This is a genomic window from Actinoplanes ianthinogenes (assembly GCF_018324205.1).
Taxonomy (GTDB): Bacteria; Actinomycetota; Actinomycetes; order Mycobacteriales; family Micromonosporaceae; genus Actinoplanes; species Actinoplanes ianthinogenes.
Genome location: NZ_AP023356.1, coordinates 6,732,679 through 6,759,154, shown reverse-complemented (window position 1 = coordinate 6,759,154; position 26,476 = coordinate 6,732,679). Strand labels below are relative to the sequence as shown.

Below are 26,476 nucleotides of genomic sequence, written 5' to 3'. Positions count from 1 at the left end.
ACCAGGCTGGCCCCCACCGCCCCAACCCCGACCCCGAAAGGGCCACCAGGACCAGCCACCACCACCAGGCTGGCCCCCACCGCCCCAACCCCGACCCCGAAAGGGCCACCAGGACCAGCCACCACCACCAGGCTGGCCCCCACCGCCCCAACCCCGACCCCGAAAGGGCCACCAGGACCAGCCACCACCACCAGGCTGGCCCCCACCGCCCCAACCCCGACCCCGAAAGGGCCACCAGGACCAGCCACCACCACCGAGCTGGCCCCCACCGCCCCAACCCCGACCCCGAAAGGGCCACCAGGACCAGCCACCACCACCGAGCTGGCCCCCACCGCCCCAACCCCGACCCCGAAAGGGCCACCAGGACCAGCCACCACCACCGAGCTGGCCCCCACCGCCCTATCCCCAACCCGAAAGGGCCACCAGGACCAGCCGCCACCACCACGCCGCACCCCACACCCACTCCCAGCCGACACCACCAGCCCAACCACCCGGCTGGACCCCACCGCCCCAACCCCGACCCCAATAGGGCCACCAGGACCAGCCGGGGATCGACGACGGCGAGGCGCCGCCGGGGCAGGGTGCCGGCCGTACCGGAATAGCCGGACGCGATCCGGAGCGGGTGCGGACCGTGACCGGCCACGGGCCTGCACCGACCAGATGGTCCGCGGGCGAGGACCGGCGGCCGCGACCCGTGACCAGCGATTCCCCGGTCGGACACGCCTCCGCCACCGACCACAACCGGCAGCCACAACCACGGCCGGCGACCCCGCCCTGACACAGCTCAGCCGCGGCCCACCATCAACCGCGACCGGCAGCCACAACCGTGAGCAGCAACGACCCGACACGCCTCAGCCGCGACCCACCATCGACCACAACCGGCAGCCACAACCACGGCCGGCGACCCCGCCCTGACAGACCTCCGCCGCGACCCACCATCAACCGCGACCGCAGCCACCACCGTGAGCAGCAACGTTCTGACAGGCCTCAGCCGCGACCGACCACAACTCGGAGCCACACCCGCGGCCGGCAGCCGCTGGTCCGGCACGACCGACCGTGACCCGCCGCAGGCCGGCGAGACCGATCACCAGAGAAACGGCCCGGCGCACCTTTCGCACCAGCCACAGCAGCGGGGCGGCCCGGGGTAACTCGACGAGGCGGGCTCGCCTCCCGGGGCCGACCGTGGCGGAAGGCCGGCCGTGGGCGTACTGAAAGAAACGAAGCGGGCCGCGACTCCAGTCGCGGCCCGGGTGTTCGCAGGGGTGGGGTCAGAGGCGAGCCAGGATGGCGTCGGCGAGGCGGTCGGCGGCGCCGGGGGCGGTGCGGAGGAACAGGGCCGGCTCGGTGAGCTCCAGCTCGATCATCTGTGGTGCGCCGTCCGGGCCCGGGATGACGTCGACCCGGGCGTAGAGCAGGCGTTTCGCGCCGCCCGGGACGGCGGCCAGGACCTGGCGGGCGACGTCCAGCTCGGCCTCGGACGGGGTGCGCGGGGTGATCTCCTCGCTGCCCACCTCGATCGCGTGCTCGCCGGACTGCCGCAGCATCGGGCCCTTGCGGATGGCGTGGCTGAAGCTCAGCTCGCCGGACTCGTCCGGGAAGCAGAGCAGCGCGGTCTCGCCGGCGGTGGCGACGGCGGACAGGTACGGCTGGACCATCGCGGTGCGGCCGTCGGCGACGAGCCGGGCGACGTGGGCCCGGGCGCCGTCGAGCTGCTCCGGGAGGGTGTAGCGGGCGGTGTCCTGGCTGCCGGCCGAGACGGTCGGCTTGACCACCCACTCCCCCTCGTCCGGTGGGGACCAGGTCTCCCCCGGGGCGACGAAGTCGGTCGGGATGACCGGGACACCGGCCGCGGCGAGCTCGCCGAGGTAACGCTTGTCGGTGTTCCAGGCGACGATGTCGCCCGGGTTCGCCAGGCGGGGGACGGTCTGCGCCCAGGCCACGAACTGCTCGTGGCGGGCGACGTAATCCCACGGCGAGCGGATCACGGTGAGGTCGAACCGCGACCAGTCGGCGTCCGCGTCGTCCCAGCGCAGCACCTCGACGGCCACCCCGCGCGCGAGCAGCGCGTCGCGCAGCGGGTGGTCGTCCTCCCAGAGGTCGGGGAAGTGGGCGCAGGTGACCAGGGCGACCCGGGCGTCCGGGGTGGGCATCAGCGGGCCATGCTCCGGCGCGCCATCGACCGCCACAGGTCGTTGCTGGGACGCATCTGCTCCAGGAGCTCGCGCTCCCACTCGTTCTCCACCTGGACGCCGGCGTGCTCGCAGGCCTCCCGGGCAACGCCGGTGTCCTGGGCGAACTGGTCGGACCACTCGCCGTCCTCACCGACCAGGACGATGCGGGCGCCGCGCTTACCGACGTACTCGATGACCGCCTTGGCGCCGCCGTGCCCGGCGGCGAAAGACTTGATCTCGGAGGTCAGCGTCATTACGGAACCTTCTGCCATGCCCCGCAGCCTAAGCAATCAGCGACGTGCAACGGGGTACTCCGGAGCGCTTTTGTGATTGGAGTTACCAGCAGGTTTCCGCGCTCGGCGTATAGTTATGCACCAATTACGCCCGAATTGCGAGGTAGCTAGAATCCGCCTATCGAGTGACAGACAGTAGTTGACACTGGTCACAATCCGGGCATCGTGTGCGACATGCCCGTTACTCCGCTGACTTAACGCAACCTCAGATCAGCGCATCGACCGCGATGGCCATGAAGAGCAGCGTCAGGTACGTGATCGAGAGCTGGAACAGGCGCATCGGCTTCACCAGACCGCCGTTGCGGGTCTGGTGGACCAGCCGGATCGACTCGCCGAGGAAGAGCGCGCCGGTGAGCACCGCGGCCACGCCGTAGATCCAGCCCAGCCCCAGGTCGCGGCCGAGCGGCCAGGCGATCAGCGAGAACGCCACGGTGAGCACCGTGTAAAGCAGGATCTCGAAGTTCACCCGGGCGGCCGAGCGCACCACGGGGAGCATCGGAACGCCCGCCCGCGCATAGTCGTCCCTGTACTTGATGGCCAATGCGTAGAAATGCGGCATTTGCCAGAAGAAGACGACTGCGAACAGCGCCCACCCCATCGGGGCGATCGATCCGGTCACCGCGGCCCAGCCGATGACCACCGGGGCCGCCCCGCAGACGCCGCCCCAGAACGTGTTGGCCGGGGTGCGCCGCTTCAGCCAGAGCGTGTAGATCACGTCGTAGTAGAAGATCGAGAACGCGGTGAGCGCGGTCGCCAGCCAGTTGGTCAGCACTGCCATCAGCACCACCGAGACCACCGCGAGGGTCAGCCCGAAGATCAGCACCGCGCGCGGAGTGATCTGGTGGGTGGGCAGCGGCCGCCGCTTGGTCCGCTTCATCAGCACGTCGATGTCGCGGTCGATGTAGCAGTTGAGCGCGCTCGCCGCGCCGCCCGCCAGCGCGCCGCCGACCAGCACCGCGAAGAAGGTGACCAGGTCAGGCCAGCCGCCGGCGGCGAGCATCATCGTCGGCACCGTGGTGACCAGCAGCAGCTCGACGATGGCCGGCTTGGTCAGCGACAGGTAACCCCGGAACACCGCCATCCGGCCGCGACGCGCTTCCTCGCGTGGCGCGGGCTCCGCCACGCCGGGCGACCGCCGCTTGACGGAACGCTCGGTGATCATGCTCACGGACAGCCACCTTCCGGCATTTGGACCAACTCGCGGCCACCTGCCGGATGGAGATCAACCCGGCCAGGCCGCCCGGACAGCCTACGCGCCACCGTCTCCGCTGCTCGGGCCACCCGGCACGGGTGGACGCCGTCACACCCTTCAACCGTGTGTCCGCTCACAGCGTATGCACCTGTGCCGTTCGCTGCGCAGACGTTTAGGCCTACTGGATAGGGTCAAGCCGAAAAGGGTTCCACAATCCTGCCCGAGGAGCACAACAGACGTGGGTGCCACAGATCCTGCTCTCAATTGGTCCGACCTCGACCGCAAGGCGGTCGACACAGTGCGGGTGCTGGCCATGGATGCCGTCGAGAAGGCCGGCAACGGCCACCCCGGCACGGCCATGAGCCTGGCTCCGGCCGCCTACCTGCTGTTCAACCGTGTCTTGCGGCACGACCCGACCGACCCGCACTGGGCGGGCCGCGACCGGTTCGTGCTGTCCTGCGGTCACTCCAGCCTCACCCTCTACATTCAGCTCTTCCTCAGTGGCTACAGCCTGTCGCTGGACGACCTGAAGTCGCTGCGGCAGTGGGACTCGCTGACCCCGGGTCACCCGGAGTACGGGCACACCCCCGGTGTGGAGATCACCACCGGGCCGCTCGGCCAGGGCATCGGCAACGCGATCGGCATGGCCATGGCCGCCCGCCGCGAGCGCGGTCTGTTCGACCCGGACGCCGCCCCCGGTCAGTCGCCGTTCGACCACCACGTCTACGCGATCGCCTCGGACGGCGACATCGAGGAGGGCGTCAGCCACGAGTCCAGCGCGATCGCCTCGGTGCAGAAGCTGGGCAACCTCACGGTGATCTACGACGACAACCAGATCTCCATCGAGGACGACACCCGGATCGCCAAGTCCGAGGACGTCGGCGCGCGCTACGAGGCGTACGGCTGGCACGTCCAGACGGTCGACTGGTCCGGCTCGGAGCCCTACGTCGAGGACGTCGAGGCGCTCTGGAACGCGATCCAGGCCGCCAAGGCGGTGACCGACAAGCCGTCCTTCATCGTCCTCAAGACGATCATCGGCTGGCCGGCCCCGAAGAAGCAGAACACTGGCAAGATCCACGGCTCGGCGCTGGGCAAGGACGAGATCACCGCCACCAAGGCGCTGCTCGGCTTCGCCGACGAGCCGTTCGCGATCGACGACGAGGTCGTCAAGCACGCGCAGCAGGCGATCGAGCGCGGCAAGGCGGCGCACGCCGAGTGGCAGCAGGCGTTCGACGCCTGGGCGGCCGGCAACGCCGAGGGCAAGGCGCTCTTCGACCGGCTGAGCACCCGCAGCCTGCCGGAGGGCTGGCACAACGCGCTGCCCGAGTTCCCGGCCGACGAGAAGGGCCTGGCCACCCGCGCCGCGTCCGGCAAGATCCTGGAGGCGCTGGCGCCGGTGCTCCCCGAGCTCTGGGGCGGCTCGGCCGACCTGGCGGAGAGCAACAACACCACGATGAAGGGCGAGCCCTCCTTCATCCCGGCGGAGTACGCGACCAAGGAGTTCCCCGGTCACGAGTACGGCCGCACGCTGCACTTCGGCATCCGTGAGCACGGCATGGGCTCGATCCTCAACGGCATCGCGGTGCACGGCGGCACCCGGCCGTACGGCGGCACCTTCCTGGTCTTCAGCGACTACATGCGCGGCGCCGTCCGGCTCTCCGCGCTGATGAAGCTGCCGGTCACCTTCGTGTGGACGCACGACTCGATCGGCCTGGGCGAGGACGGCCCGACGCACCAGCCGATCGAGACGCTGACCGCGCTGCGCGCCATCGTCGGCCTCGACGTGGTCCGCCCGGCCGACGCCAACGAGACCGCGTACGCGTGGCGCGGCGCCCTGGAGCACACCGACCGCCCCACCGCGCTCGCGCTGTCCCGGCAGAACCTGCCGGTCGTCGACCGCACCAAGTACGCGTCGGCCGAGGGCACCCTCAAGGGCGGCTACATCCTCTCCGAGGCGTCGAACAGCGCCCCCAAGGTGATCCTGATCGCCAGCGGCTCCGAGGTGGCGATCGCGCTCACCGCGCAGGAGCGCCTGGAGGCACAGGGCACCCCGACCCGCGTCGTCTCGATGCCCTGCCAGGAGTGGTTCTTCCAGCAGCCGGTGGCCTACCAGCAGGAGGTCATTCCGAACGGGGTGAAGGCTCGGGTCACCGTCGAAGCGGGTATCCGGATGAGCTGGGACCGGATTCTCGGCGACTCCGGCGAGGCCGTCAGCATCGAGCACTACGGCGCCAGCGCGCCCGCCAAGATCCTCTTCGAGCAGTTCGGCTTCACCGCTGACAACGTCGTCGCCAAGGCCAACGCCTCGCTGGCCCGGGTCGGCGAGATCACCGGTCACACGACCGGCAACTGAGGGAGTTGAAGGTAATGACCGACAGGCTGGCAGAGCTCTCCGCCCAGGGCGTGGCGGTGTGGCTCGACGATCTCTCCCGGGTCCGCCTGACCAGCGGCTCGCTCGACAAGATGCGCCGCGAGCAGCACATGGTCGGGGTCACCACGAACCCGAGCATCTTCCAGAAGGCGCTGTCCGACGCGGACGCCTACGACGAGCAGGTCAAGGACCTGGCCGCGCAGCGCGTGACGGTGGAGGAGGCGGTCCGGCTGATGACCGCCGCCGACGTGCGGGCGGCGGCCGACGTGCTGCGCCCGGCGTACGACGCCTCCAGCGGCGTGGACGGCCGGGTCTCGATCGAGGTGGACCCGCGCAAGGCGCACGAGACCGCGTCGACGATCGCCGAGGCGAAAACGCTGTGGTGGCTCGTCGACCGGCCGAACGTGTTCATCAAGATCCCGGCGACGCTGGCCGGCCTGCCCGCGATCACCGCGGTGCTCGGCGCCGGCATCAGCGTCAACGTCACGCTGATCTTCTCGCTGGAGCGCTACCGGGCGGTCATGGACGCGTTCCTGGCCGGCCTGGAGCAGGCGAAGGCGAACGGCCACGACCTGTCCAAGATCGGCTCGGTGGCGTCGTTCTTCGTCTCCCGGGTGGACAGCGAGGTGGACAAGCGCCTCGACAAGATCGGCAGTGACGAGGCCAAGGCGCTCAAGGGCAAGGCGGCGATCGCCAACGCCCGCCTGGCGTACGAGGCTTATGAGGAGGTCTTCGGGACCGAGCGGTGGACGGCGCTCAAGGAGGCCGGTGCGCACCCGCAGCGGCCGCTGTGGGCGTCCACCTCCACCAAGAACCCCGATTTCCCGGACACCATCTACGTCGAGGAGCTGATCGCGCCCGGCACGGTGAACACCATGCCGGAGTCGGTGATCGTGGCGTTCGCCGACCACGGCACCGTCAAGCCCAACTCCATCACCGACAACTACGCCGACGCCAAGAAGGTCTTCGCCGACCTGGCGGCGGTGGGCATCGACTTCGACGACGTCGTCAAGGTCCTCGAGGAAGAGGGCGTGGAGAAGTTCGACGCCAGCTGGAAAGAGCTGCTGGAGCACGTCGACAAGTCGCTGAAGGCCGGCTCGAGCGTCTGACGAACACCCTGCGGCCTGTCGCGGAACACTCCGCGACAGGCCGCTCCATTCGCGAAAAACTGGCAGGATGGCAACGTGGGTAATCCGCTGCGCACCGCACAGGACCGACGGCTCCCGCGGATTCCGGAGCCCTGTGCTCTGGTGATCTTCGGGGTCACCGGTGACCTGTCCCGAAAGAAGCTCATCCCGGCCGTGTACGACCTGGCCAACCGCGGCCTGCTGCCCCCCGGTTTCGTGGTGGTCGGCTTCGCCCGCGCGGACTGGGGCGACGGCGACTTCGAGTCGCTCGCGTACGCCGCCGCCAAGAAGGGCGCCCGCACCCCGTGGCGGGAGGACGTCTGGCAGCGGCTGTCGAGCCAGTTCCAGTTCGTGCCCGGCTCGTTCGACAACGACGCCGACTTCGACAAACTCGCCGAGACCCTGGACGAGCTCCGGGAGCGCAACGGGATCGTCGGCAACACCGCGTTCTACTTCTCCATCCCGCCGGTCGCCTTCCCGCTGGTGCTCAACCAGCTCAACCGCACCGGCCTGGCCGACAACGCCAAGGCCGGCGGCTGGCGCCGGGTGGTGGTGGAGAAGCCGTTCGGCAACGACCTGCAGACCGCGGTCGCGCTGAACGCGCTGGTCGACGACGTGTTCAACCCCGACGACGTCTACCGGATCGACCACTACCTGGGCAAGGAGACGGTCCAGAACATCCTGGCCCTCCGCTTCGCCAACAGCCTGTTCGAGCCGGTGTGGAACTCGAAGTACGTCGACTCGGTGCAGATCACCATGGCCGAGGACGTCGGCATCGGCACCCGGGCCGCGTTCTACGACGCGTCCGGCGCCGCCCGCGACGTGCTCCAGAACCACCTGCTCCAGCTGCTGGCCCTGGTCGGCATGGAGGAGCCCACCAGCTTCGACCCGAACGAGATCCGCGCCGAGAAACTGAAGGTCCTCAAGGCGATCAGCCTGCCGGCCGACATCTCCGCCGGCTCGGTCCGCGGGCAGTATCTGCCCGGCTGGGTGGCCGGCGAGCGCGCCGTGGGCTATCTGGAGGAGGCGAACATCCCGCCGGACTCCACCACGGAGACCTATGTGGCCGTCCGCCTCGGCATCCAGAACCGCCGGTGGGCCGGGGTGCCGTTCTACGTGCGGGTGGGCAAGCGGATGCCGCGCCGGGTCACCGAGATCGCGATCCTCTTCAAGCAGGCGCCGCACCTGCCGTTCGACCCGGCCGACGTGGAGATGCTGGGCCACAACCAGCTGGTCATCCGGGTCCAGCCGGACGAGGGCGTGGTGCTCAAGTTCGGGTCCAAGGTGCCCGGCACCGCCATGGAGGTCCGCGACATCGCGATGGACTTCCAGTACGGCGAGGCGTTCACCGAGTCGAGCCCGGAGGCGTACGAGCGGCTCGTGCTGGACGTCCTGATCGGCGACCGCACGCTCTTCCCGGACGCCGCCGAGGTGGAGCAGTCGTGGCGCGTCATCGACCCGCTCGAGGCGGCCTGGGCGGGCACCAAGCCGGAGCCGTACCGGTCCGGCGAGTGGGGCCCGCGGGCCTCGGACGAGATGCTGGAACGCGAAGGCCGCGCCTGGAGGCGAGCATGATCGGGCTGTGGGACACCACCGGTAACGAGGTCGTCAAGGCGCTCGCCGCGGAACGCCGCAGCGCCGGCGGCGTGGCCTCCGGCCTGGCGCTCACCCTGATCGCCGTGGTCGAGGAGAAGAAGGTCCGGGAGGCCGAGGCGGCCGCCACCATCGCCGCCGCGGCGCACCCGTGCCGCCTGCTCATCGTGGTCCGCTCCGATCTGGACGGCCGCAGCCGGCTGGACGCGGAGATCGTGGTCGGCGGCCGGCTGGGCCCGGCCGAGGCGGTCGTGATGCGGATGTACGGCCGGCTCGCGCTGCACGCCGAGTCGGTGGTCATCCCGCTGCTCGCCCCGGACGTCCCGGTGGTCACCTGGTGGCACGAGGAGCCGCCGAACATGATCGCCAACGACTTCCTGGGCGTCGTCTCGGAACGCCGGATCACCGACAGCGCGCAGGCGCCCGACCCGGTGGCCGCCCTGCGGCAGCGGGCCGTCGACTACGCGCCCGGCGACACCGACCTCACCTGGACCCGGATCACGCTGTGGCGGACCCTGGTGGCCGGCGCCTTCGACGCCACCGAGGCGAAGGTGACCGGCGCGCGGATCGTGGCGCCGGAGAAGGACCCGACCGCCTGGCTGATGCTCGGCTGGCTGAAGTCCCGGCTCGGCATCGAGCCGGTGCTGGAGCACACCGACCGCGCTCCGCGGATGCACTCGGTCGAGCTCCAGTGCGAGAACGGCGACTGCGTCCGGGTCACCCGCGAGGAGGGCACCGCGCTGTTCAGCCGGACCGGCCAGGAGGACCGCTACATGCCGCTGCCGAAGCGGCCGGTCGGCGACGAGCTGGCCGAGGAGCTGCGCCGGCTGGACGCCGACCAGATCTACGCGGAGGCGCTGGGCGCCATGGCCGGGCTGTCCGGTCTGGATCAGCGCCCGGCCAGCCGGGTGCACGTCTGGAAGGATCCGGCGCTGGCCGCCCGGGCGGCCAGCCCGACCGACGCGATGGCCGGCTGAGCCCCACAACTACAGAGAAGGGCCGTCCGCCGCCGGCGGGCGGCCCTTCACAGCTAATGGAGGAGACGCAGTGAGTGAGACCGTGGTCGTGGTGGTTCCGGACGCCGACATCCTGGCGTCCACGGTGGCGGCACGGCTCGCCATCCGGATCATCGACGCGCAGGCGGTGCACGGGACGGCGAGCGTGGTGCTGACCGGCGGCCGGGTGGCCGCCAAGGTGCTGCGCCAGCTGCGGGACCTGCCGGCCGCCGCCGCGATCGACTGGTCCCGGGTGGACCTGTGGTGGGGCGACGAGCGGTTCCTGCCGGCCGGCGACCCGGACCGCAACGAGACGCAGGCGCGCGAGGCGGTCCTCGACGCCCTGCCGCTGGACCCGGCCCGGGTGCACCCGATGCCGGCCACCGACGGCCCGGACGGCGACGACCCGGACGCGGCCGCCGCGCGCTACGCCGCGGAGCTGACCGCCGGCGGCCGGCCGCCGCGGTTCGACGTGCTGATGCTCGGCGTCGGCGAGGACGGGCACGTGGCGTCGCTCTTCCCGGGGCACCCGGACGCGACGGCCACCGGGACCACGTCCGCGGTCCGCAACAGCCCGAAGCCGCCGCCCACCCGGATCACCCTGACCATGCCGACCATCCAGCTGGCCGAGGAGGTGTGGCTGGTGGCAGCCGGGCCGGACAAGGCCGAGCCGATCGGCACGGTGCTGCGGGGCGGCGATCTGCCGGCCGCGCACGCCAAGGGCGTACGCAAAACGCTCTTTCTTCTTGATGAGGCCGCCGCGAGCAAACGGTGAACGCCGATCCGTAAACTCCGGTAGGTGTCAGCGACAATCCGCGCCTACCGGGCGAGCGATCTCGACGCCATCTACGACATCTGCGTCCGCACCGGCGACGCGGGCCGGGACGCCCGGGGCAAATACAGCTCGGACCGGCTGCTCGGGGACATCTGGGCGGCGCCCTACGTGATCCTGGAGCCGGAGCACGCGCACGTGCTGGACGACGGGACCGGGCGGCCGGCCGGCTACATCATCGGCACCGCGGACACCGCGAAGTTCGTCGCGCGGTACCGCGCCGAGTGGCTGCCGGCCACCGCGGACCGCCTGGTCGACGGTGACCCGCGCGACGAGATCATGCTGGAGCTGCACCGCAACCCGGAGCGGATGCTGCACCCGGAGCTCGCCGATCACCCGGCCCATCTGCACATCGATCTGCTGCCCGAGTGGCAGGGCAGGGGGCAGGGCCGCGCGCTGATGGCGGCGTTCCTGGCCGGGCTGCGCGCGGCCGGCGTGCCCCGGGTGCACCTCGGCATGTCGCCGCAGAACCCCGGGGCCTACGCCTTCTACCACCGCCTCGGCTTTTACGACCTGCCGATCGACGATCCGGGCGCGCTGTACCTGGGCCGGGACACCGGCCCGGTCTGAGTCACTCGCGGCCGCGGCGCTGGCGCACCTTGGCGAGCGCCTCGGCGAGGATCGCGGCCGCGTCCTCCTCGCTGCGGCGCTCCTTCACGTACGCCAGATGCGACTTGTACGGCTCGATCCGCGACCGCCCGGGCGGTCGCTCCTGGTCGAGCCCGGCAGGCTGCCCGCACCGCGGGCAGTCCCAGGTCTCCGGCGCCGCGGCCTCGGCGGCGAACCAGATCAGGCTGTCGTGGCCGGCCGCGCAGAAGTACTTCACCTGCCGGCGGGGAGCGGGTTCGGTGCGCTCGTCGGGGCGCATCGGGCTGGACCCGACGCGACTGCCGCGGATAGCGCTGCCACTGGACACGGATGTCACTCCTGTCAAAGCTGGCGGAAGGTCGACCTTGCCAAAAGATCAAAACGGGCTTAAAAGCCAAAAGCCGCACGGCCGGTGATAACCGGCCGCGCGGCAGATTGTACGACGCTACTCGCGGGTCAGGAAGAAGACACCGTGACTTTGAGCCAGAAGCCAAGCCCGACAATGCAGGCGAACCACACGATGCCCACGAGCAGCGTGTAGCGGTCCAGGTTCTTCTCCGCCACCGATGAACCGGCCAGGCTGGAGGTCACGCCGCCGCCGAACATGCTGGACATGCCGCCGCCCTTGCCGCGGTGGAGCAGGATCAGCAGGGTCAGCAGGATGCTCGTGATGATCAGCAACGCGATCAACGTGTAAGCGAATCCGATCGGCATGGTCGGGGTCATTCCTCTCGAAGGGCACAGCAGCGGTCCCACAATAGCGGGTGCCCGGCCGTTTACCACGGCCGGGCACGCGCTTGAAACAATCAGCGAGCGACGTGCTCCGGGAAACGCACGATGGCGGCGAAGCCCTCGGCGTCCAGAGCCGCACCGCCGACCAGGGCCCCGTCCACGTCGGGCTGGGCCATGATCTGCGCGATGTTGTTCGCCTTGACCGATCCGCCGTACTGGATGCGGACGGCCTCGGCGACCTCGCTGCCGTACTTCTCGGCCAGGCGGGCACGGATCGCTCCGCAGACCTCCTGGGCGTCGTCCGGCGTCGCGGTCTTGCCGGTCCCGATCGCCCAGACCGGCTCGTACGCGATCACGATCTGCTTGACCTGCTCGGTCTTGAGGTCCTCGAGCCCACCGTCGACCTGGGCGAGCACGTGCTCGACCTGGTTGCCGGCCTCGCGGATCTCCAGGCCCTCGCCGACGCAGAAGATCGGGGTCAGGCCGGCCGTGAAGGCCGCCTTGATCTTCGCGTTGACCAGCGCGTCGCTCTCGTTGTGGTACTCACGGCGCTCGGAGTGCCCGATCACCACGTAGGTGCAGCCGAGTTTCGCCAGCATCGAGCCGGCGATCTCGCCGGTGTACGCGCCGGCCGCGTGCTGCGAGACGTCCTGGGCGCCGTAACCGATGTTGAGCTTGTCGCCCTCGATCGCGGTCTGCACGGTGCGCAGGGCGGTGAACGGCGGCAGCACGACGGTCTCGACCGCCTCCAGCTGCGCGGCGTTCAGGCTCGCCGCCAGCTTCTGGACCAGAAGATTCGCCTCGAAGTGGTTGAGGTTCATCTTCCAGTTGCCGGCGATGATCGGCTTGCGGGTCACGTCACCCATCACTTCTCCAGAGCGGCGACGCCCGGCAGCGTCTTGCCTTCGAGGTACTCCAGGGACGCGCCCCCACCGGTGGAGATGTGGCCGAACGCGGACTCGTCCAGGCCGAGCGTGCGGACCGCGGCGGCCGAGTCGCCGCCGCCGACGACCGAGAAGCCGTCGATCTTGGTGATCGCCTCGGCGACGCCACGGGTGCCGGCGGCGAACGGGGCGAGCTCGAAGACGCCCATCGGGCCGTTCCAGAACACGGTCTTCGCACCGGCGATCGCCGACGCGAACAGCTCCGTCGACTTGGGGCCGATGTCGAGGCCGAGCCGGTCAGCCGGAATTTCGGAAATGTCCGAAATATCGTGATCGGCCTCGGCGGAGAACTCCGTCGCCGCGACCACGTCGACCGGAAGGACGAGCCGGTCGCCGGCCTCCGCGAGAAGCTGACGGCAGGTCGCCACCATCTCCTCCTCGAGGAGAGACTTACCCACCTCGTGACCCTGCGCCTTGAGGAACGTGAAGCACATCCCGCCACCGACGAGAAGCTTGTCCACCTTCGGCAGCAGCGCCTGGATCACGGCGAGCTTGTCGGAGACCTTGGAGCCGCCGAGAACGACGACGTACGGCTTCTCCGGGGTCTCGGAGACCTTGCGAAGGACCTCGACCTCCTTGACGACCAGCCCACCCGCGTAGTGCGGGAGGCGAGCCGGCACGTCGTACACCGAGGCGTGCTTGCGGTGCACCGCACCGAAAGCGTCATCGACGTAGAAGTCCGCGAATTTCGCCAGTTCGTCGGCGAAAGCGCCACGAACCGCGTCGTCCTTCGAGGTCTCCCCCTCGTTGAACCGCAGGTTCTCCAGCAGCAGAACCTGGCCGTCCTCCAGGGACGAGACCGCGGCCGCGGCAGACTCCCCGACGGTGTCGGTCGCGAAGACGACCGGCGAGCCGAGCAACTCCCCCAGTCGCGTGGCGACCGGCGACAGGGAGAACTTGGGGTCCGGCGCGCCCTTCGGCCGCCCGAGGTGGGACGCCACGATCACGCGGGCGCCCGCGTCCCGCAGCGCGATCAGCGTCGGCAGCACCGCGCGGGCGCGGCCGTCGTCGCTGATGACACCCGGGTTTGCTTTGTCGAACGGGACGTTCAGGTCGGCGCGCACGAACACGCGCCGACCCGAGACACCCTCGCCGAGCAGGTCGTCGAGAGTCTTCATGATGAAGATCAGGCCCCGACGAGCTGGACCAGGTTGACGAGGCGGTTCGAGTAGCCCCACTCGTTGTCGTACCAGCCGACGACCTTGACCTGGTTGCCGCCGATGACCTTGGTCAGGCCGGCGTCGAAGATGCAGGAGGCCGGGTCGGTGACGATGTCGGCCGACACGATCGGGTCCTCGGTGTAGACCAGGATGCCCTTGAGCGGGCCCTCGGCCGCGGCCTTGATCGCGGCGTTGACCTCGTCGACCGTGGTGTCACGGGCGGCGGTGAAGGTCAGGTCGGTGGCCGAGCCGGTGGGGATCGGCACCCGCAGCGCGAAGCCGTCCAGCTTGCCCTTCAGCTCCGGCAGCACCAGGCTGACGGCCTTCGCGGCGCCGGTCGAGGTCGGCACGATGTTCAGCGCGGCGGCGCGGGCACGGCGCAGGTCGCTGTGCGGGCCGTCCTGCAGGTTCTGGTCCTGGGTGTACGCGTGGATCGTGGTCATCAGACCCTTTTCGATCCCGATCGTGTCGTTCAGGACCTTCGCCATCGGGGCGAGGCAGTTGGTGGTGCAGGACGCGTTCGAGATCACCGTGTGCTTGGCGGCGTCGTAGAGGTTGTCGTTGACACCCACCACGATGGTGATGTCCTCGTTCTTCGCCGGGGCGGAGATGATGACCTTCTTGGCGCCCTGGTTGACGTGCGCCTTGGCCTTGGTGGCGTCGGTGAAGAAGCCGGTCGACTCGATGACGACGTCGGCGCCCAGGTCGCCCCACGGCAGGTTGTTCGGGTCGCGCTCGGCGAACGCCTTGAAGGTCTTGCCCGCGACGGTGATCTCGTCGGCGGTGGCCTTCACCTCGTGCGGCAGACGGCCCAGGATGCTGTCGTACTTCAGCAGGTGGGCAAGAGTGGCGTTGTCGGTCAGGTCGTTCACACCGACGATCTCGATGTCGGCCCCGGACGCCAGAACCGCCCGGAAGAAGTTACGACCGATACGGCCGAAGCCGTTGATGCCAACCCGGATGGTCACAGGTGGTCTCCTCGTTTCGGTCCGCCGGATTATGCGACCGGCGGAGGGTCTCGTGCCGGCCGGTGCAAGGCAGGCACTAGGGGCGTCCGGCCGCCGCGCCCGAAGGAGCGAGGTCGCCGCAGCAGAGACACATTGGCGGCGTCACAGCGGGGTTCGGCCGAACTGCCGGCACCGTCGCCGTCACCAGTGACCCTAGCCGAGACCCACCGCCACGACCGCAGCGGGGCGCGACCTGAACGTTACCTAATCCGGATCACCGCGAGCGCGACCGCGGCGCCGGGCCACGGCCGCGACTCACGGCATGCCACACAAGATCAAAAGCCGTTTACGGTACGGCCGGAGCGCGCCGGCCAGCCGGTGAGCCAGATCACCTCAACGGGTGACTAACAAGCCATCATCTCGGGGGTGACGGCCGCCTCCGTGTCGGGGATGCCGAGGTCCCGGGCGCGCTTGTCGGCCAGCGCCAGCAGCCGCCGGATCCGCCCCGCGATCGCGTCCTTGGTCAGCGGCGGGTCGGCCAGCGCCCCCAGCTCCTCCAGCGACGCCTGCCGGTGCTCCAGCCGCAGCTGCCCGGCCGAGGTCAGATGGTTCGGCGCGTCCTCGGAGAGGATCTCCAGTGCCCGGGTGACCCGGGCCGCCGCCGCCACCGCGGCCCGCGCCGAGCGCCGCAGGTTCGCGTCGTCGAAGTTCGCCAGGCGGTTGGCGGTGGCCCGCACCTCGCGGCGCACCCGCCGCTCCTCCCAGGCCAGCACGCTGGAGTGCGCACCGATCCGGGTGAGCAGCGCGGCGATCGCGTCACCGTCCTTGATCACCACCCGGTCCACGCCGCGCACCTCGCGCTCCTTGGCGGTGATCCCGATCCGGCGGGCCGCGCCGCGCAGCGCGAGCGCCGCCTCCGGCCCCGGGCAGGTGATCTCCAGCGCGCTGGAGCGGCCCGGCTCGGTGAGCGAGCCGTGCGCCATGAACGCGCCCCGCCACGCGGCGACCGCGCAGCACACGTTGGCCGAGACCACGTGCGGCGGCAGGCCACGGACCGGGCGCCCCCGGACGTCGAGCAGGCCGGTCTGCCGGGCGAGCGCCTCGCCGTCCTTGACGATCCGGACGATGTAGTGGCTGCCCTTGCGCAGGCCACCGGAGGCGAGCACGTGCACCTCGCTGGGGTACCCGTACACGTCGGCGATCTCCCGGCGCAGGCGCCGGGCGACCGCGCCGGTGTCCAGCTCGGCCTCCACGACGACCCGGCCGGAGACGATGTGCAACCCGCCGGCGAACCGGAGCAGGGAGGCCATCTCCGCCCGGCGACAGCAGGGCTTGGGCACGTCGACCCGGCTCAGCTCGTCCTTGACCGCTGCCGTCATCGCCATCGTGTTGTCACCTCATGCGCCGGATCTGGACATTGTGTGCCGCACTACGCCAGTAATTAACGAGCGGCGCCCAATACTGGCACCAGTGCAACACCCAGTGCCTCAGGATCATGCCGTGGGCTCCCGTCCGCAACGGCGACGGGTGCCAGCACCAGCTCGGCTCCCATCCGCTGAGCGGCGACGCGTACCGGTTCGGGTTCGCCTGCCCATTTCTCGTCGGCCAGCACCGTGTCGACCCGCAGCGACGGCAGGTAACCGTGCAGCGTGCCGAGGTGACCGGCCGCGGAGAGACCGTGCGTCTCCTTGTCGGTGCCCAGGTTCAGGGTGACCAGCCGGCGGGCCGGGCTCGCCACGATCGCCCGGGCCAGGCCGGGCACCAGCAGGTGCGGCAGCACGCTGGTGTACCAGCTGCCCGGCCCGAAGATCAGCCAGTCGGCCGCGCCGACCGCCTCCACGGCCTGCGGGCAGGCCGGCGGGTCGGCCGGCTCCAGCCGCACCGCCTCCACCCGGCCGTCGACGACCGCCACCGAGTGCTGGCCGCGGATGGTCGAGCGCCGGCCGGCCCCGTCGATGACGTCCGCCTCGATGCCGACCGCGTGCAGCGCCATCGGCAGCACCCGGCCGCGCGCGCCGACCATCGCGGCCGCGTGGTCCAGGGCCCGCACCGGGTCGCCGAGCATCTCCATCAGCCCGAGCAGCAGCAGGTTGCCGACCGCGTGCCCGGCCAGGGTGTCCTTGCTGCGGTCGGCGCGGCGCTCGATCCGCGGGCCGCGCAGCACCGGCGGCGGCGCGGCGCCGTCGGGCGGGGACATCGCCACGAACCGGTGCTGCATCAGGGTGGCCGTGAGCTGCGCGTGCGGGTGATCGTCGGCCAGCGCGGCGAGCGCCTGGCGCAGGTCGCCCGGGGGCAGCAGCGCGTCCCGCTCGACCCGCAGCCGGCCGCTGGAGCCACCGTCGTCGCCGACCGTGACGATCGCGGTGATGTCCAGCGGCAGCTCTCTCGCCGCGTGCCGCAGCGCCCGCAGCGAGGCGCTCAGCCCGTGGCCACCGCCGAACGCCACCACCCGGATCGGCCGGGCCGGGGCCGTCACTCGCGCCCCAGGTCGCGGTGCGAGGCGTGCGCCGAGAGGCGCATGGCGCTCAGCCGCGAAGTCAACTCCTCGGTTATCGCCACGCTCCGGTGTTTCCCACCGGTGCACCCGATCGCGACCGTCAGATAGCGCTTGCCCTCCCGCTCGAAGCCCGGCGCGGTGGCCGCGATCAGGCCGGCGTAGGTCGCCACGAAGTCGGTGGCGCCCTCCTGGCCCAGCACGTAACTGCTCACGCCCTCCTCCAGGCCGGTGTGCTCGCGCAGCTCCGGGACCCAGAACGGGTTCGGCAGGAAGCGGGCGTCGAGCACGTAGTCGGCGTCCGGGGGCAGGCCGTACTTGAAGCCGAAGGAGAGCACGGTGATCCGCAGTTTGCGGGCGTCCTCCCCGCCGAACAGCTCCTCCACCCGGCGGCGCAGCTGATTCACGTTCAGGTGGCTGGTGTCGATGATCACGTCGGCCTGCTCGCGGGCCTCCTCGAGCAGCTTGCGCTCGGCGGCGATCCCGTCGGCCAGCCGGCCGTCGCCCTGGAGCGGGTGCGAGCGGCGGACCGACTCGAAGCGCCGGATCAGCACCTCGTCGTCGGCGTCCACGAAGACCACGCGCGGCGAGAAGCCGCGCTCCTTGAGGGCGCGCACCGCACCGGCCAGGTCGGTGGAGAACGCGCGGCTGCGCACGTCCAGCACCATCGCGGTCCGCCGGGCCGCGCCGCCGGCCGCGAAGGCCAGCTCGGCCATCTCCAGCATCAGCGCCTGGGGCAGATTGTCGACCACGTAGAACCCGACGTTCTCCAGGGCCCGGGCCACCGTGCTGCGGCCACCACCGGACAGCCCGGTGACCACCACCAGATCGGTACCGGCCTCGTCCGGGTCGACCACGTCGTCGGTGCCGAACTCGGGCATCGCTTCCGTCACGCACGCCTCCCGCGTCGCTTCGCCCGCACCTCGCGAACGGACACAACATGGTAGTCCGATGAGTACCCGGACAGCCGCCGGACAGGGTGTCCGGCGGAGTTCACCCCTTCTCCGGAGTCGCCTCGCCGTTCAGCGCGGCCAGCACCGCCTCGGCGGTCCGACGGCCGATCCCCGGCACCTCGATGATCTCCTCCGGGGTGGCCGCGGCGAGCCGCTTCACCGATCCGAAGTGCCGCATCAGCGCCTTGCGCCGGGTCTCCCCCAGCCCGGCGACGGTATCCAGGGCGGACTCGGTCATCCGTTTCGACCGCCGCTGCCGGTGGAACGTGATGGCGAACCGGTGTGCCTCGTCCCGCACGCGTTGCAGCAGGTAGAGCGACTCCGACGTGCGCGGCAGGATGACCGGGAAGTCGTCGCCGGGCAGCCACACCTCCTCCAGCCGCTTCGCCAGGCCGCACAGCGCCACATCCGTGATGCCCATGTCGGCGAGCACCGTGGCGACCGCGTTCACCTGCGGCTGACCACCGTCGACGACGATCAGCTGAGGTGGGTACGCGAACCGCCGCGGCTTGCCGGTCAGAGGATCGATCCCGGGCAGCTCCGCTGTCTCCAGCTCGCCGGTCGCCTCACCGGTCTCCTCCGCGGTGGGCTCCGGCTGGTCCCGCGGCGCGTCCGCGCCCGCCTGCGCCTTGTAGCGGGCGAACCGCCGTCGCATCACCTCGCTCATCGCGGCAAGGTCGTCCAGTCCGCTGCCGTCCGCGTTGCCCCGCACGGCGAACCGCCGATACTCCGACTTGCGGGCCAGGCCGTCCTCGAACACCACCATCGAGGCGACCACGTCGGTGCCCTGGATGTGCGAGACGTCATAACACTCGATGCGCAGGGGCGCCGACTCCAGCCCGAGCGCCTCGGCGATCTCCTCCAGCGCCTTGTTCCGGATGGTGAGGTCACCGGCCCGGCTCAGCTTGTGCCGCTGCAGGGCCTGACCGGCGTTCCGCGCGACCGTCTCCATCAGGCCGACCTTGTCGCCGCGCTGCGGCACGCGGAGGCTGACCCGGCTGCCCCGCCGCTGGGAGAGCCAGTCGGCGAGCGCGTCGGCGTCGTCCGGCAGGGCCGGCACCAGCAGCTCGCGGGGGACGTCGGTCTCGCCGGCCGACTCGCCGTACATCTGCGTGCAGAAGTGGTGGACCAGGTCGCCGGTGGAGAGATCCTCCACCTTCTCCACCACCCAGCCGCGCTGGCCGCGGACCCGGCCGTCGCGGACGTGGAAGACCTGGACGGCGGCCTCAAGCGGGTCCTCGGCGAAGGCGACCACGTCGGCGTCGGTGCCGTCGCCGAGCACGACGGTCTGTTTCTCCATGGCCCGGCGCAGCGCCGCGATGTCGTCACGCAGCCGGGCCGCGCGCTCGAACTCCAGCTCCTCGGAGGCGGCCAGCATGTCGCGCTCCAGCCGTTTCACGAACGCGTCGGTGCGGCCGGCCATGAAGTCGCAGAAGTCGTCGACGATCGCCCGGTGCTGCTCGGCGCTGACCTGGCCGGTGCACGGGGCGGAGCACTTGCCGATGTAGCCCAGCAGGCAGGGGCGGCCGATCTGGCCGGCCCGCTTGAAGACGCCGGTCGAGCAGGTCCGCGCCGGGAAGACCCGGAGCAGCAGGTCGAGGGTCTCGCGGATGGCCCAGGCGTGCGAGTAGGGACCGAAGTAGCGGACGCCCTTGCGCTTGGCGCCGCGCATCACCTGGAGGCGGGGGAACTCCTCGTTCAGCGTGACGGCGAGGAACGGATACGACTTGTCGTCCCGATACTTCACGTTGAAGCGGGGGTCGAACTCCTTGATCCAGGAGAACTCCAGCTGGAGCGCCTCGACCTCGGTGCCGACCGTCACCCAGTCGACCGAGCCGGCCGTGGTGACCATCTGCTGGGTGCGCGGGTGCAGCGACCAGGTGTCGGCGAAGTAGGAATTCAGCCGGTTACGCAGGCTCTTGGCCTTGCCGACATAGATCACCCGGCCGGCCGGATCGCGGAAGCGGTAGACGCCCGGAGCGTCGGGAATGGTACCGGGCGCCGGACGATAAGTGGACGGGTCTGGCACAACCACAACACTAGTGCGTGGGACTGACAGAATTGCCCGACCGGAGGTCCGGTGCCGCCGCCACGGCGCCGGATCTCCGGCCTGTGCGCGCGAGCGCGACGGACGAGCGCTCAGGCCGCGACGATGTTGTCGCCGTCGACCTTGACCTTGGTCTCCGGCAGCGGCTTCGGCGCCGGGCCGCCCTGCACCGAGCCGTCCTCGATGGAGAACTTGGCGCCGTGGCACGGGCAGTTGATGGTGCCGTCCTTCACCGTGCTGACCTCGCAGCCCTGGTGGGTGCAGATCTTGCTGAACGCCTTGAAGGTGCCCTGCTTGGGCTGCGTGATGACGTAGTCGCCGGCGATGATGCCACCGCCCGAGGGCACGTCGGCGACCAGCGCGAGGGATGCTCCGGCCGCACCGCCGCCGCTCTTGCCGCCGCCACCGGTGCTGCCGGCCGCCGCGCCCTCGCTGCCGGCCGGGGCCGGGTCCTTGGCGAAGTCGGAGCCGTTCGGGTGCGTGCCGCTGGTGGCGGTGCCGCAGGCGGTCAGGACCGCGGCGGCGCCGAGGCCACCGGCGCCCAGCAGGACGACGCGGCGGGTGGATGTCGTGCCCGCCTCCTCGGTCCGGTTGTCGGCGCCGGTTCCCGTCTGCACGTCAGTCATGTATCGCCCTCCAGTACCTGGTCCGCGCCCGAAGTCACGCGGAGTCGCCCGTGAGTACGCGGCTGCCACCGCGATCGGTTCATGCGTGCGGCGAGATTAACCACCTCGAGCGGTGGCGTCTTCCCCCGTTTCGTGCGCATTCGCACGACCGTTTGCTGGGCTCGACCCTAGGAGATCGAGGCGGCGGCGTCGTTATGAGTCACCTAAGAAATTTCTAAAATCAAATTTCCCGAGGTGGCGCAGTACGGCCGCTCGACTTGAAGACACCACCGGCGGGCGGTCCGGTTCCCCCCGCCGAGCAGCGGCGGCCGCCTCCCGGCGGGAGACGGCCGCTCATCGCGTACGGAAAAGGGGTTCAGACCGCGGCCTTGGCCCGCGACCTGGTGGCGCGGGTCTTCGTCGCGGTGGCCTTCTCCCCGTTGGCCTTGGCGGCCCGGGCGGTCGCGGCCGGCGACCCGGCGGCCTCCCCGGTCAGCCCGAGCATGTGCCGCAGGAACTGTCCGGTGTGGCTCTCCGGCACCTCGGCCAGCTCCTCCGGCGTGCCGGCGGCCAGCACCAGACCGCCCTTGTGCCCGCCCTCCGGGCCCATGTCGATCAGCCAGTCGGCCGTCTTGATCACGTCGAGGTTGTGCTCGATCGTGATCACCGTGTTGCCCTTGTCGACCAGGCCGTTGAGCACGATCAGCAGCTTGCGGATGTCCTCGAAGTGCAGGCCGGTGGTCGGCTCGTCGAGCACGTAGACGGTCCGGCCGGTGGAGCGTTTCTGAAGCTCGGAGGCGAGCTTGACGCGCTGCGCCTCACCGCCGGAGAGGGTGGTGGCGGGCTGGCCGAGCCGCACGTAGCCCAGGCCGACGTCGACCAGGGTGCGCAGGTGCCGGTGGATGGCCGGCAACGCCTCGAAGAAGCTCGCGGCCTCCTCGATCGGCATGTTCAGCACCTCGGAGATGGTCTTGCCCTTGTAGTGCACCTCCAGGGTCTCCCGGTTGTACCGGGCGCCCTTGCACACCTCGCACGGGACGTAGACGTCCGGCAGGAAGTTCATCTCGATCTTGATGGTGCCGTCGCCGGAGCAGTTCTCGCAGCGGCCGCCCTTGACGTTGAACGAGAACCGGCCGGGGCCGTAGCCGCGCACCTTGGCCTCGGCGGTCTCCGCGAACAGCTTGCGGACGTGGTCGAAGACGCCGGTGTAGGTCGCCGGGTTCGACCGCGGGGTACGCCCGATCGGCGACTGGTCGACGCCGACGACCTTGTCCACCTGCTCCAGGCCGGTGACCCTGGTGTGCCGGCCGGGCACCTGCCGGGCGCCGTTGATCTGGTTCGCCATCACGGTGTGCAGGATGTCGTTGACCAGGGTCGACTTGCCCGAGCCGCTGACCCCGGTGACCGCGATGAACTGGCCGAGCGGGAACGGGACGGTCAGATTCCGCAGGTTGTGCTCGCGGGCGCCGTGCACGACCACCTCGCGTCCGGCGGTCTGCGGCCGGCGGGTCCGCGGGACCGGGATCACCTTGCGGCCGGAGAGGTACGCCCCGGTCGGCGACTTCTCGTTCGCCAGCAGGCCCTCGACGGTGCCGCTGTGCACGATCTCGCCGCCGTGCTCGCCGGCGCCCGGGCCGATGTCGACGATCCAGTCCGCGGTGCGGATGGTGTCCTCGTCGTGCTCGACCACGATCAGCGTGTTGCCCAGGTTCCGCAGGCGGACCAGGGTCTCGATCAGCCGGTGGTTGTCCCGCTGGTGCAGGCCGATGGACGGCTCGTCCAGCACGTAGAGCACGCCGACCAGGCCGGAGCCGATCTGGGTGGCGAGCCGGATGCGCTGCGCCTCGCCGCCGGACAGGGTGCCGGCGCCGCGGTCCAGGGAGAGATAGTCCAGACCGACGTCGACAAGGAAGCGGAGCCGGGCGTTGATCTCCTTGAGCACCCGCTCGGCGATCATCTTCTGCCGGTCGTCGAGCTCGATGGTCGCGAGCAGCTCGGCGCACTCGCCGACGGAGAGGTTGCACACCTCGGCGATGCTCTTGCCGGCCACCGTGACGGCGAGCACCTCGGGCTTGAGCCGGGCGCCGCCGCAGACCGAGCAGGGGACGTCGCGCATGTACCCCTCATACTTGTCGCGCGACCAGTCGCTCTCGGTGTCGTTGTGCCGCCGCTCGATCCACTGCACCACGCCCTCGAAGGCGGTGTAGTAGGAGCGCTCCCGGCCGTACTTGTTCCGATACCGCACGTGCACCTGGTCCTCGGCGCCGTACAGGATCGTCTTCTGCACGGCGCTGGGCAGCGCGCGCCACGGCGTGTCCAGCTTGAAGCCCTCGGCCTGGGCGAGCGCCTCCAGCAGGCGCAGGAAGTACTCCAGGGTGGTGCCGCCGGCCCACGGCTGGATCGCGCCCTCGAGGAGGCTCTTCTCCTCGTCCGGGATGATCAGCTCGGGGTCGACCTCCTTTTTCGTGCCGAGGCCGGTGCACTCCGGGCAGGCGCCGTAGGGCGCGTTGAAGGAGAAGACCCGCGGCTCCAGGTCCTCGATCGCCAGCGGGTGATCGTTCGGACAGGCGAGGTGCTCGGAGAAGCGCCGCTCCCGGCCCGGGTCGTCCTCCGGCAGGTCGACGAAGTCGAGCAGGACGATGCCACCGGCCAGGCCGAGCGTGGCCTCCACCGAGTCGGTGAGGCGCTGCTTGCTGCTCGCCTTGACGCTGAGGCGGTCGACCACCACCTCGATGGTGTGCTTCTCCTGCTTCTTCAGCTTGGGCGGCTCGGTGAGCGGGTAGACCACGCCGTCGACGCGGGCCCGGGCGTAGCCCTTGGCCTGGAGCTCGGCGAACAGGTCGACATACTCCCCCTTGCGGCCGCGGACCACCGGGGCGAGGACCATGAATCGGGTGCCCTCGGGCATCGCGAGGACCCGGTCGACGATCTGCTGCGGCGACTGCTTGCTGATCTGCTCGCCACAGACCGGGCAGTGCGGGATGCCGGTGCGGGCGAACAGGAGCCGCAGGTAGTCGTAGACCTCGGTGATGGTGCCGACGGTCGAGCGCGGGTTCCGGTTCGTCGATTTCTGGTCGATCGAGACGGCCGGGGAGAGACCCTCGATGAAGTCGACGTCCGGCTTGTCCATCTGACCGAGGAACTGCCGCGCGTACGACGAGAGTGACTCCACATATCGCCGCTGCCCCTCGGCGAAGATCGTGTCGAAGGCGAGGCTGGACTTGCCCGAACCGGACAGACCGGTGAAGACGATCATGGCGTCGCGGGGCAGGTCGAGGTTGACGTCGCGCAGGTTGTGCTCGCGAGCGCCACGAATAGTCAGTCGGTCGGCCACTACTAGCCTCTCCGTACAGGTGTTTGAAAGACGGCGAACACTCTAGCGACGGGGTATGACAATTTCCGTCGACACAGGTGCAGCGCCGCTCACATGACGGACATTCCCGCAAAGCGGACGCCCGAACGTCACTCGGGCGAGGGACCCCCCAGCCTATCCGGCCCGCTCCCCACCGGACCGCCCCCACGCACCGGGTCCGCTCCCCGCCAACCCCCGGCTTCCGGTACGCCCGGAGCCCGCCCGCCTCGTTACCCGACGCCCACCAGGGCGCGTACGTCCCAGATCTCCACGCCGCCGACCAGCTGCGGCTTCCCGAGGGCGTCGGTCAGCGTCGCCCGCAGCGCCGCCACGTTCGGCGCCTGTGGGATCAGCACGACCACCGCCGCCCGCCAATAGACCAGGTCGGCGCGGATCTGTTCGCGCTCCCCCTCGCTGATGACCGGGCGGATCCCGGTGGCCTGCACCATGGCGAGCAGCTCGGACGTCGGCCGGACCGGCGCCCGCCACGACCCGGTGCGGTCGTCGGGCGGGTTGGCCGGGCCCATGAAGTAGCCGCGCGGCACTGCGAAGTCCAGGTTCTCCAGGGTGGCCCAGCGCTGCGCGGTCCGCCCGGTCGTCACCTCCGGCAGCGGCACCGGCACCAGGGTCCGGCCCTCCGGCACGTACTGCTTCCAGGTGCCCGCGGTCAGGAACTCGGGCAGCGGGTCGCCCTGGACCACCGGCGCCGGGGTCGGGAAGAGCGGGACCAGCGCCAGCGTCATGCCGGCCCAGAACCGGCGGCGGCGCACCGGCGAGTAGTCGTCGATCTTGTCGGCGGCCAGCGCGAGCAGGATCCCGGCGATGGTGGCCGGCACCATGGCGAACCGGCTGACGCTCACCAGGTCGATCACCGGCACGTGGCTGATCAGGCCGAACGGGAGCGGGATCGCGGTCCTGACCCCGGCGACCTGCAGGCGCGGGCCCATCGAGGCGAGCAGCAGGACCAGCCCGGCGATCGCCGCGGACCGGGCCGCCGCGTTCTGCCACAGCATCCGCAGCGACACGATGATCATCAGCAGGCCGATCGGGCCGAAGAACGTGTTGTCCTCGGTGGCGCTCACGCTCAGCCGCTCGGTCACCGCGTCGATCCCGGCCACCGACTGCCGCGGGTAGGCGCCCAGCGCCAGCAGGTCGGTGACGAACTCGGTCGGCGCGAACGGCTGCCCGTGATAGTTGCCCGGGCCGAAGAACTGGTACCACAACGGGTATCCGGCCAGCGCCAGCGTGGTCCCGGCGGCCACCCCGAGCCCGGCCAGGAACCGCCGCGCCGTCGCCCGTGCCTCGGCCGGCCGCATGATCGCGTAGGAGAGCACGAAGACGCCCAGCGTGAGCGCCGTGAAGAGCAGCGTCTCCTCGTTGATGAAGATCTGGAGCAGGATCAGCAGACCCAGCGTGATCCCGCCGCGCACCGCCCGGCCCGGCTCGCGCAGCCGCAGCACCTGCCAGACGATGAACGGCACCAGGTACTGGTTGACGAAGTTCAGATGCCCGTTGGCGTGCGAGATCATCGTCGGCCCGAAACCGCACCAGAGCGCCCCGATCAGCGCCGCGCGGCGGCTGCGCACCAGGTGCCGGGCGAACAGCCAGTACCAGGCCGCCGCGGTGCCGGCCAGGCCGAAGGTGAGGATGATCGCGACCGAGACGCCGCCGCCCAGGAAGTGGGTGACCGGGGCGAGCGGCAGGCTCAGCGCCAGGATCGCGGTGTTCGCCATCATGTTGACGCCGACCGGCGCGTTGAAGTGTGACTCGAAGAACGGCGGCGCCCCGTCGAAGATCACCCGCTCGCCGTGCGCCAGCATGAACAGGAAGATCCCGTGGTCGTCGTCGTTCCCGTCGAGCACCCGCCCGTTCGGGTCGACCCACAGCCGGATCATCACCAGGACGGCCAGCGCCACGAATCCCAGCAGCGCCCAGAGATCGCTCCGCCGCCACCCGCCGAACCCCGTCCGGACCGTGGCGGGGACCGCCTCGTCCCGCTCCTCGAGCATCTCTTCCGCCGCACGCACCGTCCGGATTCTGCCAGAGTCACCTGAACCCCGGCGCAGACCCGGGCAGTCGG

Annotated in this window: 21 protein-coding genes; 6 read left to right on the top strand and 15 right to left on the bottom strand. The window is 70.6% G+C overall.

Features of this window, described 5'->3' with window-relative positions; translation table 11 throughout:
- Positions 1 to 1,268 precede the first annotated feature (1,268 nt).
- The 3 genes from Aiant_RS30775 to Aiant_RS30765 all read right to left on the bottom strand — a co-directional run bounded on the left by Aiant_RS30775 (position 1,269) and on the right by Aiant_RS30765 (position 3,632).
- Positions 1,269 to 2,150, bottom strand: a complete 882-nt coding sequence (locus Aiant_RS30775; protein ID WP_189335832.1) for an ATP-grasp domain-containing protein — start codon at positions 2,148 to 2,150, stop codon at positions 1,269 to 1,271.
- Positions 2,150 to 2,443, bottom strand: a complete 294-nt coding sequence (locus Aiant_RS30770; protein ID WP_185040401.1) for a hypothetical protein — start codon at positions 2,441 to 2,443, stop codon at positions 2,150 to 2,152. The genes Aiant_RS30775 and Aiant_RS30770 overlap by 1 nt, the downstream gene beginning before the upstream one ends.
- 226 nt (positions 2,444 to 2,669) lie before the next feature.
- Positions 2,670 to 3,632, bottom strand: coding sequence for a heme o synthase (locus Aiant_RS30765; protein ID WP_425322627.1), 963 nt, complete (start codon positions 3,630 to 3,632; stop codon positions 2,670 to 2,672).
- Between the two features lie 337 nt (positions 3,633 to 3,969).
- Between Aiant_RS30765 and tkt the strand changes: the two genes are divergently transcribed.
- The 6 genes from tkt (at position 3,970) to Aiant_RS30735 (ending at position 11,144) form a co-directional block, all read left to right on the top strand.
- Positions 3,970 to 6,009, top strand: a complete 2,040-nt coding sequence (gene tkt / locus Aiant_RS30760; protein WP_229831306.1) for a transketolase — start codon at positions 3,970 to 3,972, stop codon at positions 6,007 to 6,009.
- A 14-nt stretch (positions 6,010 to 6,023) separates the two neighbouring features.
- On the top strand, positions 6,024 to 7,136 hold the full coding sequence (gene tal, locus Aiant_RS30755) for a transaldolase (RefSeq protein ID WP_189335830.1): 1,113 nt from the start codon (positions 6,024 to 6,026) through the stop codon (positions 7,134 to 7,136).
- A gap of 75 nt (positions 7,137 to 7,211) precedes the next feature.
- Positions 7,212 to 8,729 carry a glucose-6-phosphate dehydrogenase gene (zwf, locus tag Aiant_RS30750; RefSeq protein WP_189335829.1) on the top strand — a complete coding sequence of 506 codons (1,518 nt, stop codon included), beginning with the start codon at positions 7,212 to 7,214 and terminating at the stop codon, positions 8,727 to 8,729.
- Complete coding sequence (locus tag Aiant_RS30745; protein WP_189335828.1) at positions 8,726 to 9,724, top strand: glucose-6-phosphate dehydrogenase assembly protein OpcA; 999 nt, start codon at positions 8,726 to 8,728, stop codon at positions 9,722 to 9,724. Before zwf ends, Aiant_RS30745 begins: the two co-directional genes overlap by 4 nt.
- 70 nt (positions 9,725 to 9,794) lie before the next feature.
- Positions 9,795 to 10,517: a 6-phosphogluconolactonase gene (pgl, locus tag Aiant_RS30740; protein WP_189335827.1), complete on the top strand. Its 723-nt coding sequence runs from the start codon at positions 9,795 to 9,797 to the stop codon at positions 10,515 to 10,517.
- A 24-nt stretch (positions 10,518 to 10,541) separates the two neighbouring features.
- Positions 10,542 to 11,144: a GNAT family N-acetyltransferase gene (locus Aiant_RS30735; RefSeq protein WP_189335826.1), complete on the top strand. Its 603-nt coding sequence runs from the start codon at positions 10,542 to 10,544 to the stop codon at positions 11,142 to 11,144.
- Position 11,145: 1 nt separating this feature from the next.
- On the opposite strand, the gene Aiant_RS30730 is transcribed toward Aiant_RS30735, so the two are convergent.
- From Aiant_RS30730 to Aiant_RS30675, 12 genes are all read right to left on the bottom strand, one after another.
- Positions 11,146 to 11,490 (bottom strand): RNA polymerase-binding protein RbpA, encoded by a 345-nt coding sequence (locus tag Aiant_RS30730; RefSeq protein ID WP_189335825.1) that lies wholly within the window; start codon positions 11,488 to 11,490, stop codon positions 11,146 to 11,148.
- A 128-nt stretch (positions 11,491 to 11,618) separates the two neighbouring features.
- Positions 11,619 to 11,876, bottom strand: a complete 258-nt coding sequence (secG, locus tag Aiant_RS30725; RefSeq protein ID WP_189335824.1) for a preprotein translocase subunit SecG — start codon at positions 11,874 to 11,876, stop codon at positions 11,619 to 11,621.
- Between the two features lie 92 nt (positions 11,877 to 11,968).
- Positions 11,969 to 12,760, bottom strand: coding sequence for a triose-phosphate isomerase (tpiA, locus tag Aiant_RS30720; RefSeq protein WP_189335823.1), 792 nt, complete (start codon positions 12,758 to 12,760; stop codon positions 11,969 to 11,971).
- Positions 12,760 to 13,956 carry a phosphoglycerate kinase gene (locus Aiant_RS30715; RefSeq protein ID WP_189335822.1) on the bottom strand — a complete coding sequence of 399 codons (1,197 nt, stop codon included), beginning with the start codon at positions 13,954 to 13,956 and terminating at the stop codon, positions 12,760 to 12,762. Before Aiant_RS30715 ends, tpiA begins: the two co-directional genes overlap by 1 nt.
- Before the next feature lie 8 nt (positions 13,957 to 13,964).
- The gene (gap, locus tag Aiant_RS30710; RefSeq protein ID WP_189335821.1) at positions 13,965 to 14,966 is read right to left on the bottom strand and encodes a type I glyceraldehyde-3-phosphate dehydrogenase; all 1,002 of its coding nucleotides are present in this window, start codon (positions 14,964 to 14,966) and stop codon (positions 13,965 to 13,967) included.
- Between the two features lie 383 nt (positions 14,967 to 15,349).
- Positions 15,350 to 16,330 carry a DNA-binding protein WhiA gene (gene whiA / locus Aiant_RS30705; protein ID WP_189335820.1) on the bottom strand — a complete coding sequence of 327 codons (981 nt, stop codon included), beginning with the start codon at positions 16,328 to 16,330 and terminating at the stop codon, positions 15,350 to 15,352.
- 56 nt (positions 16,331 to 16,386) lie between these two features.
- Positions 16,387 to 17,421, bottom strand: a complete 1,035-nt coding sequence (locus Aiant_RS30700) for a gluconeogenesis factor YvcK family protein (protein WP_229831293.1) — start codon at positions 17,419 to 17,421, stop codon at positions 16,387 to 16,389.
- Positions 17,418 to 18,320 carry an RNase adapter RapZ gene (gene rapZ / locus Aiant_RS30695; protein ID WP_189335842.1) on the bottom strand — a complete coding sequence of 301 codons (903 nt, stop codon included), beginning with the start codon at positions 18,318 to 18,320 and terminating at the stop codon, positions 17,418 to 17,420. The genes Aiant_RS30700 and rapZ overlap by 4 nt, the downstream gene beginning before the upstream one ends.
- Positions 18,321 to 18,432: 112 nt before the next feature.
- Complete coding sequence (uvrC, locus tag Aiant_RS30690; RefSeq protein ID WP_189335819.1) at positions 18,433 to 20,421, bottom strand: excinuclease ABC subunit UvrC; 1,989 nt, start codon at positions 20,419 to 20,421, stop codon at positions 18,433 to 18,435.
- Between the two features lie 110 nt (positions 20,422 to 20,531).
- A complete protein-coding gene (locus Aiant_RS30685) occupies positions 20,532 to 21,065 on the bottom strand; it encodes a Rieske (2Fe-2S) protein (protein ID WP_189335818.1) in 534 nt (177 codons plus the stop codon).
- A 355-nt stretch (positions 21,066 to 21,420) separates the two neighbouring features.
- Positions 21,421 to 24,378 (bottom strand): excinuclease ABC subunit UvrA, encoded by a 2,958-nt coding sequence (gene uvrA, locus Aiant_RS30680; RefSeq protein WP_189335817.1) that lies wholly within the window; start codon positions 24,376 to 24,378, stop codon positions 21,421 to 21,423.
- Positions 24,379 to 24,626: 248 nt separating this feature from the next.
- A complete protein-coding gene (locus Aiant_RS30675; protein WP_189335816.1) occupies positions 24,627 to 26,423 on the bottom strand; it encodes a glycosyltransferase family protein in 1,797 nt (598 codons plus the stop codon).
- Positions 26,424 to 26,476 lie beyond the last annotated feature (53 nt).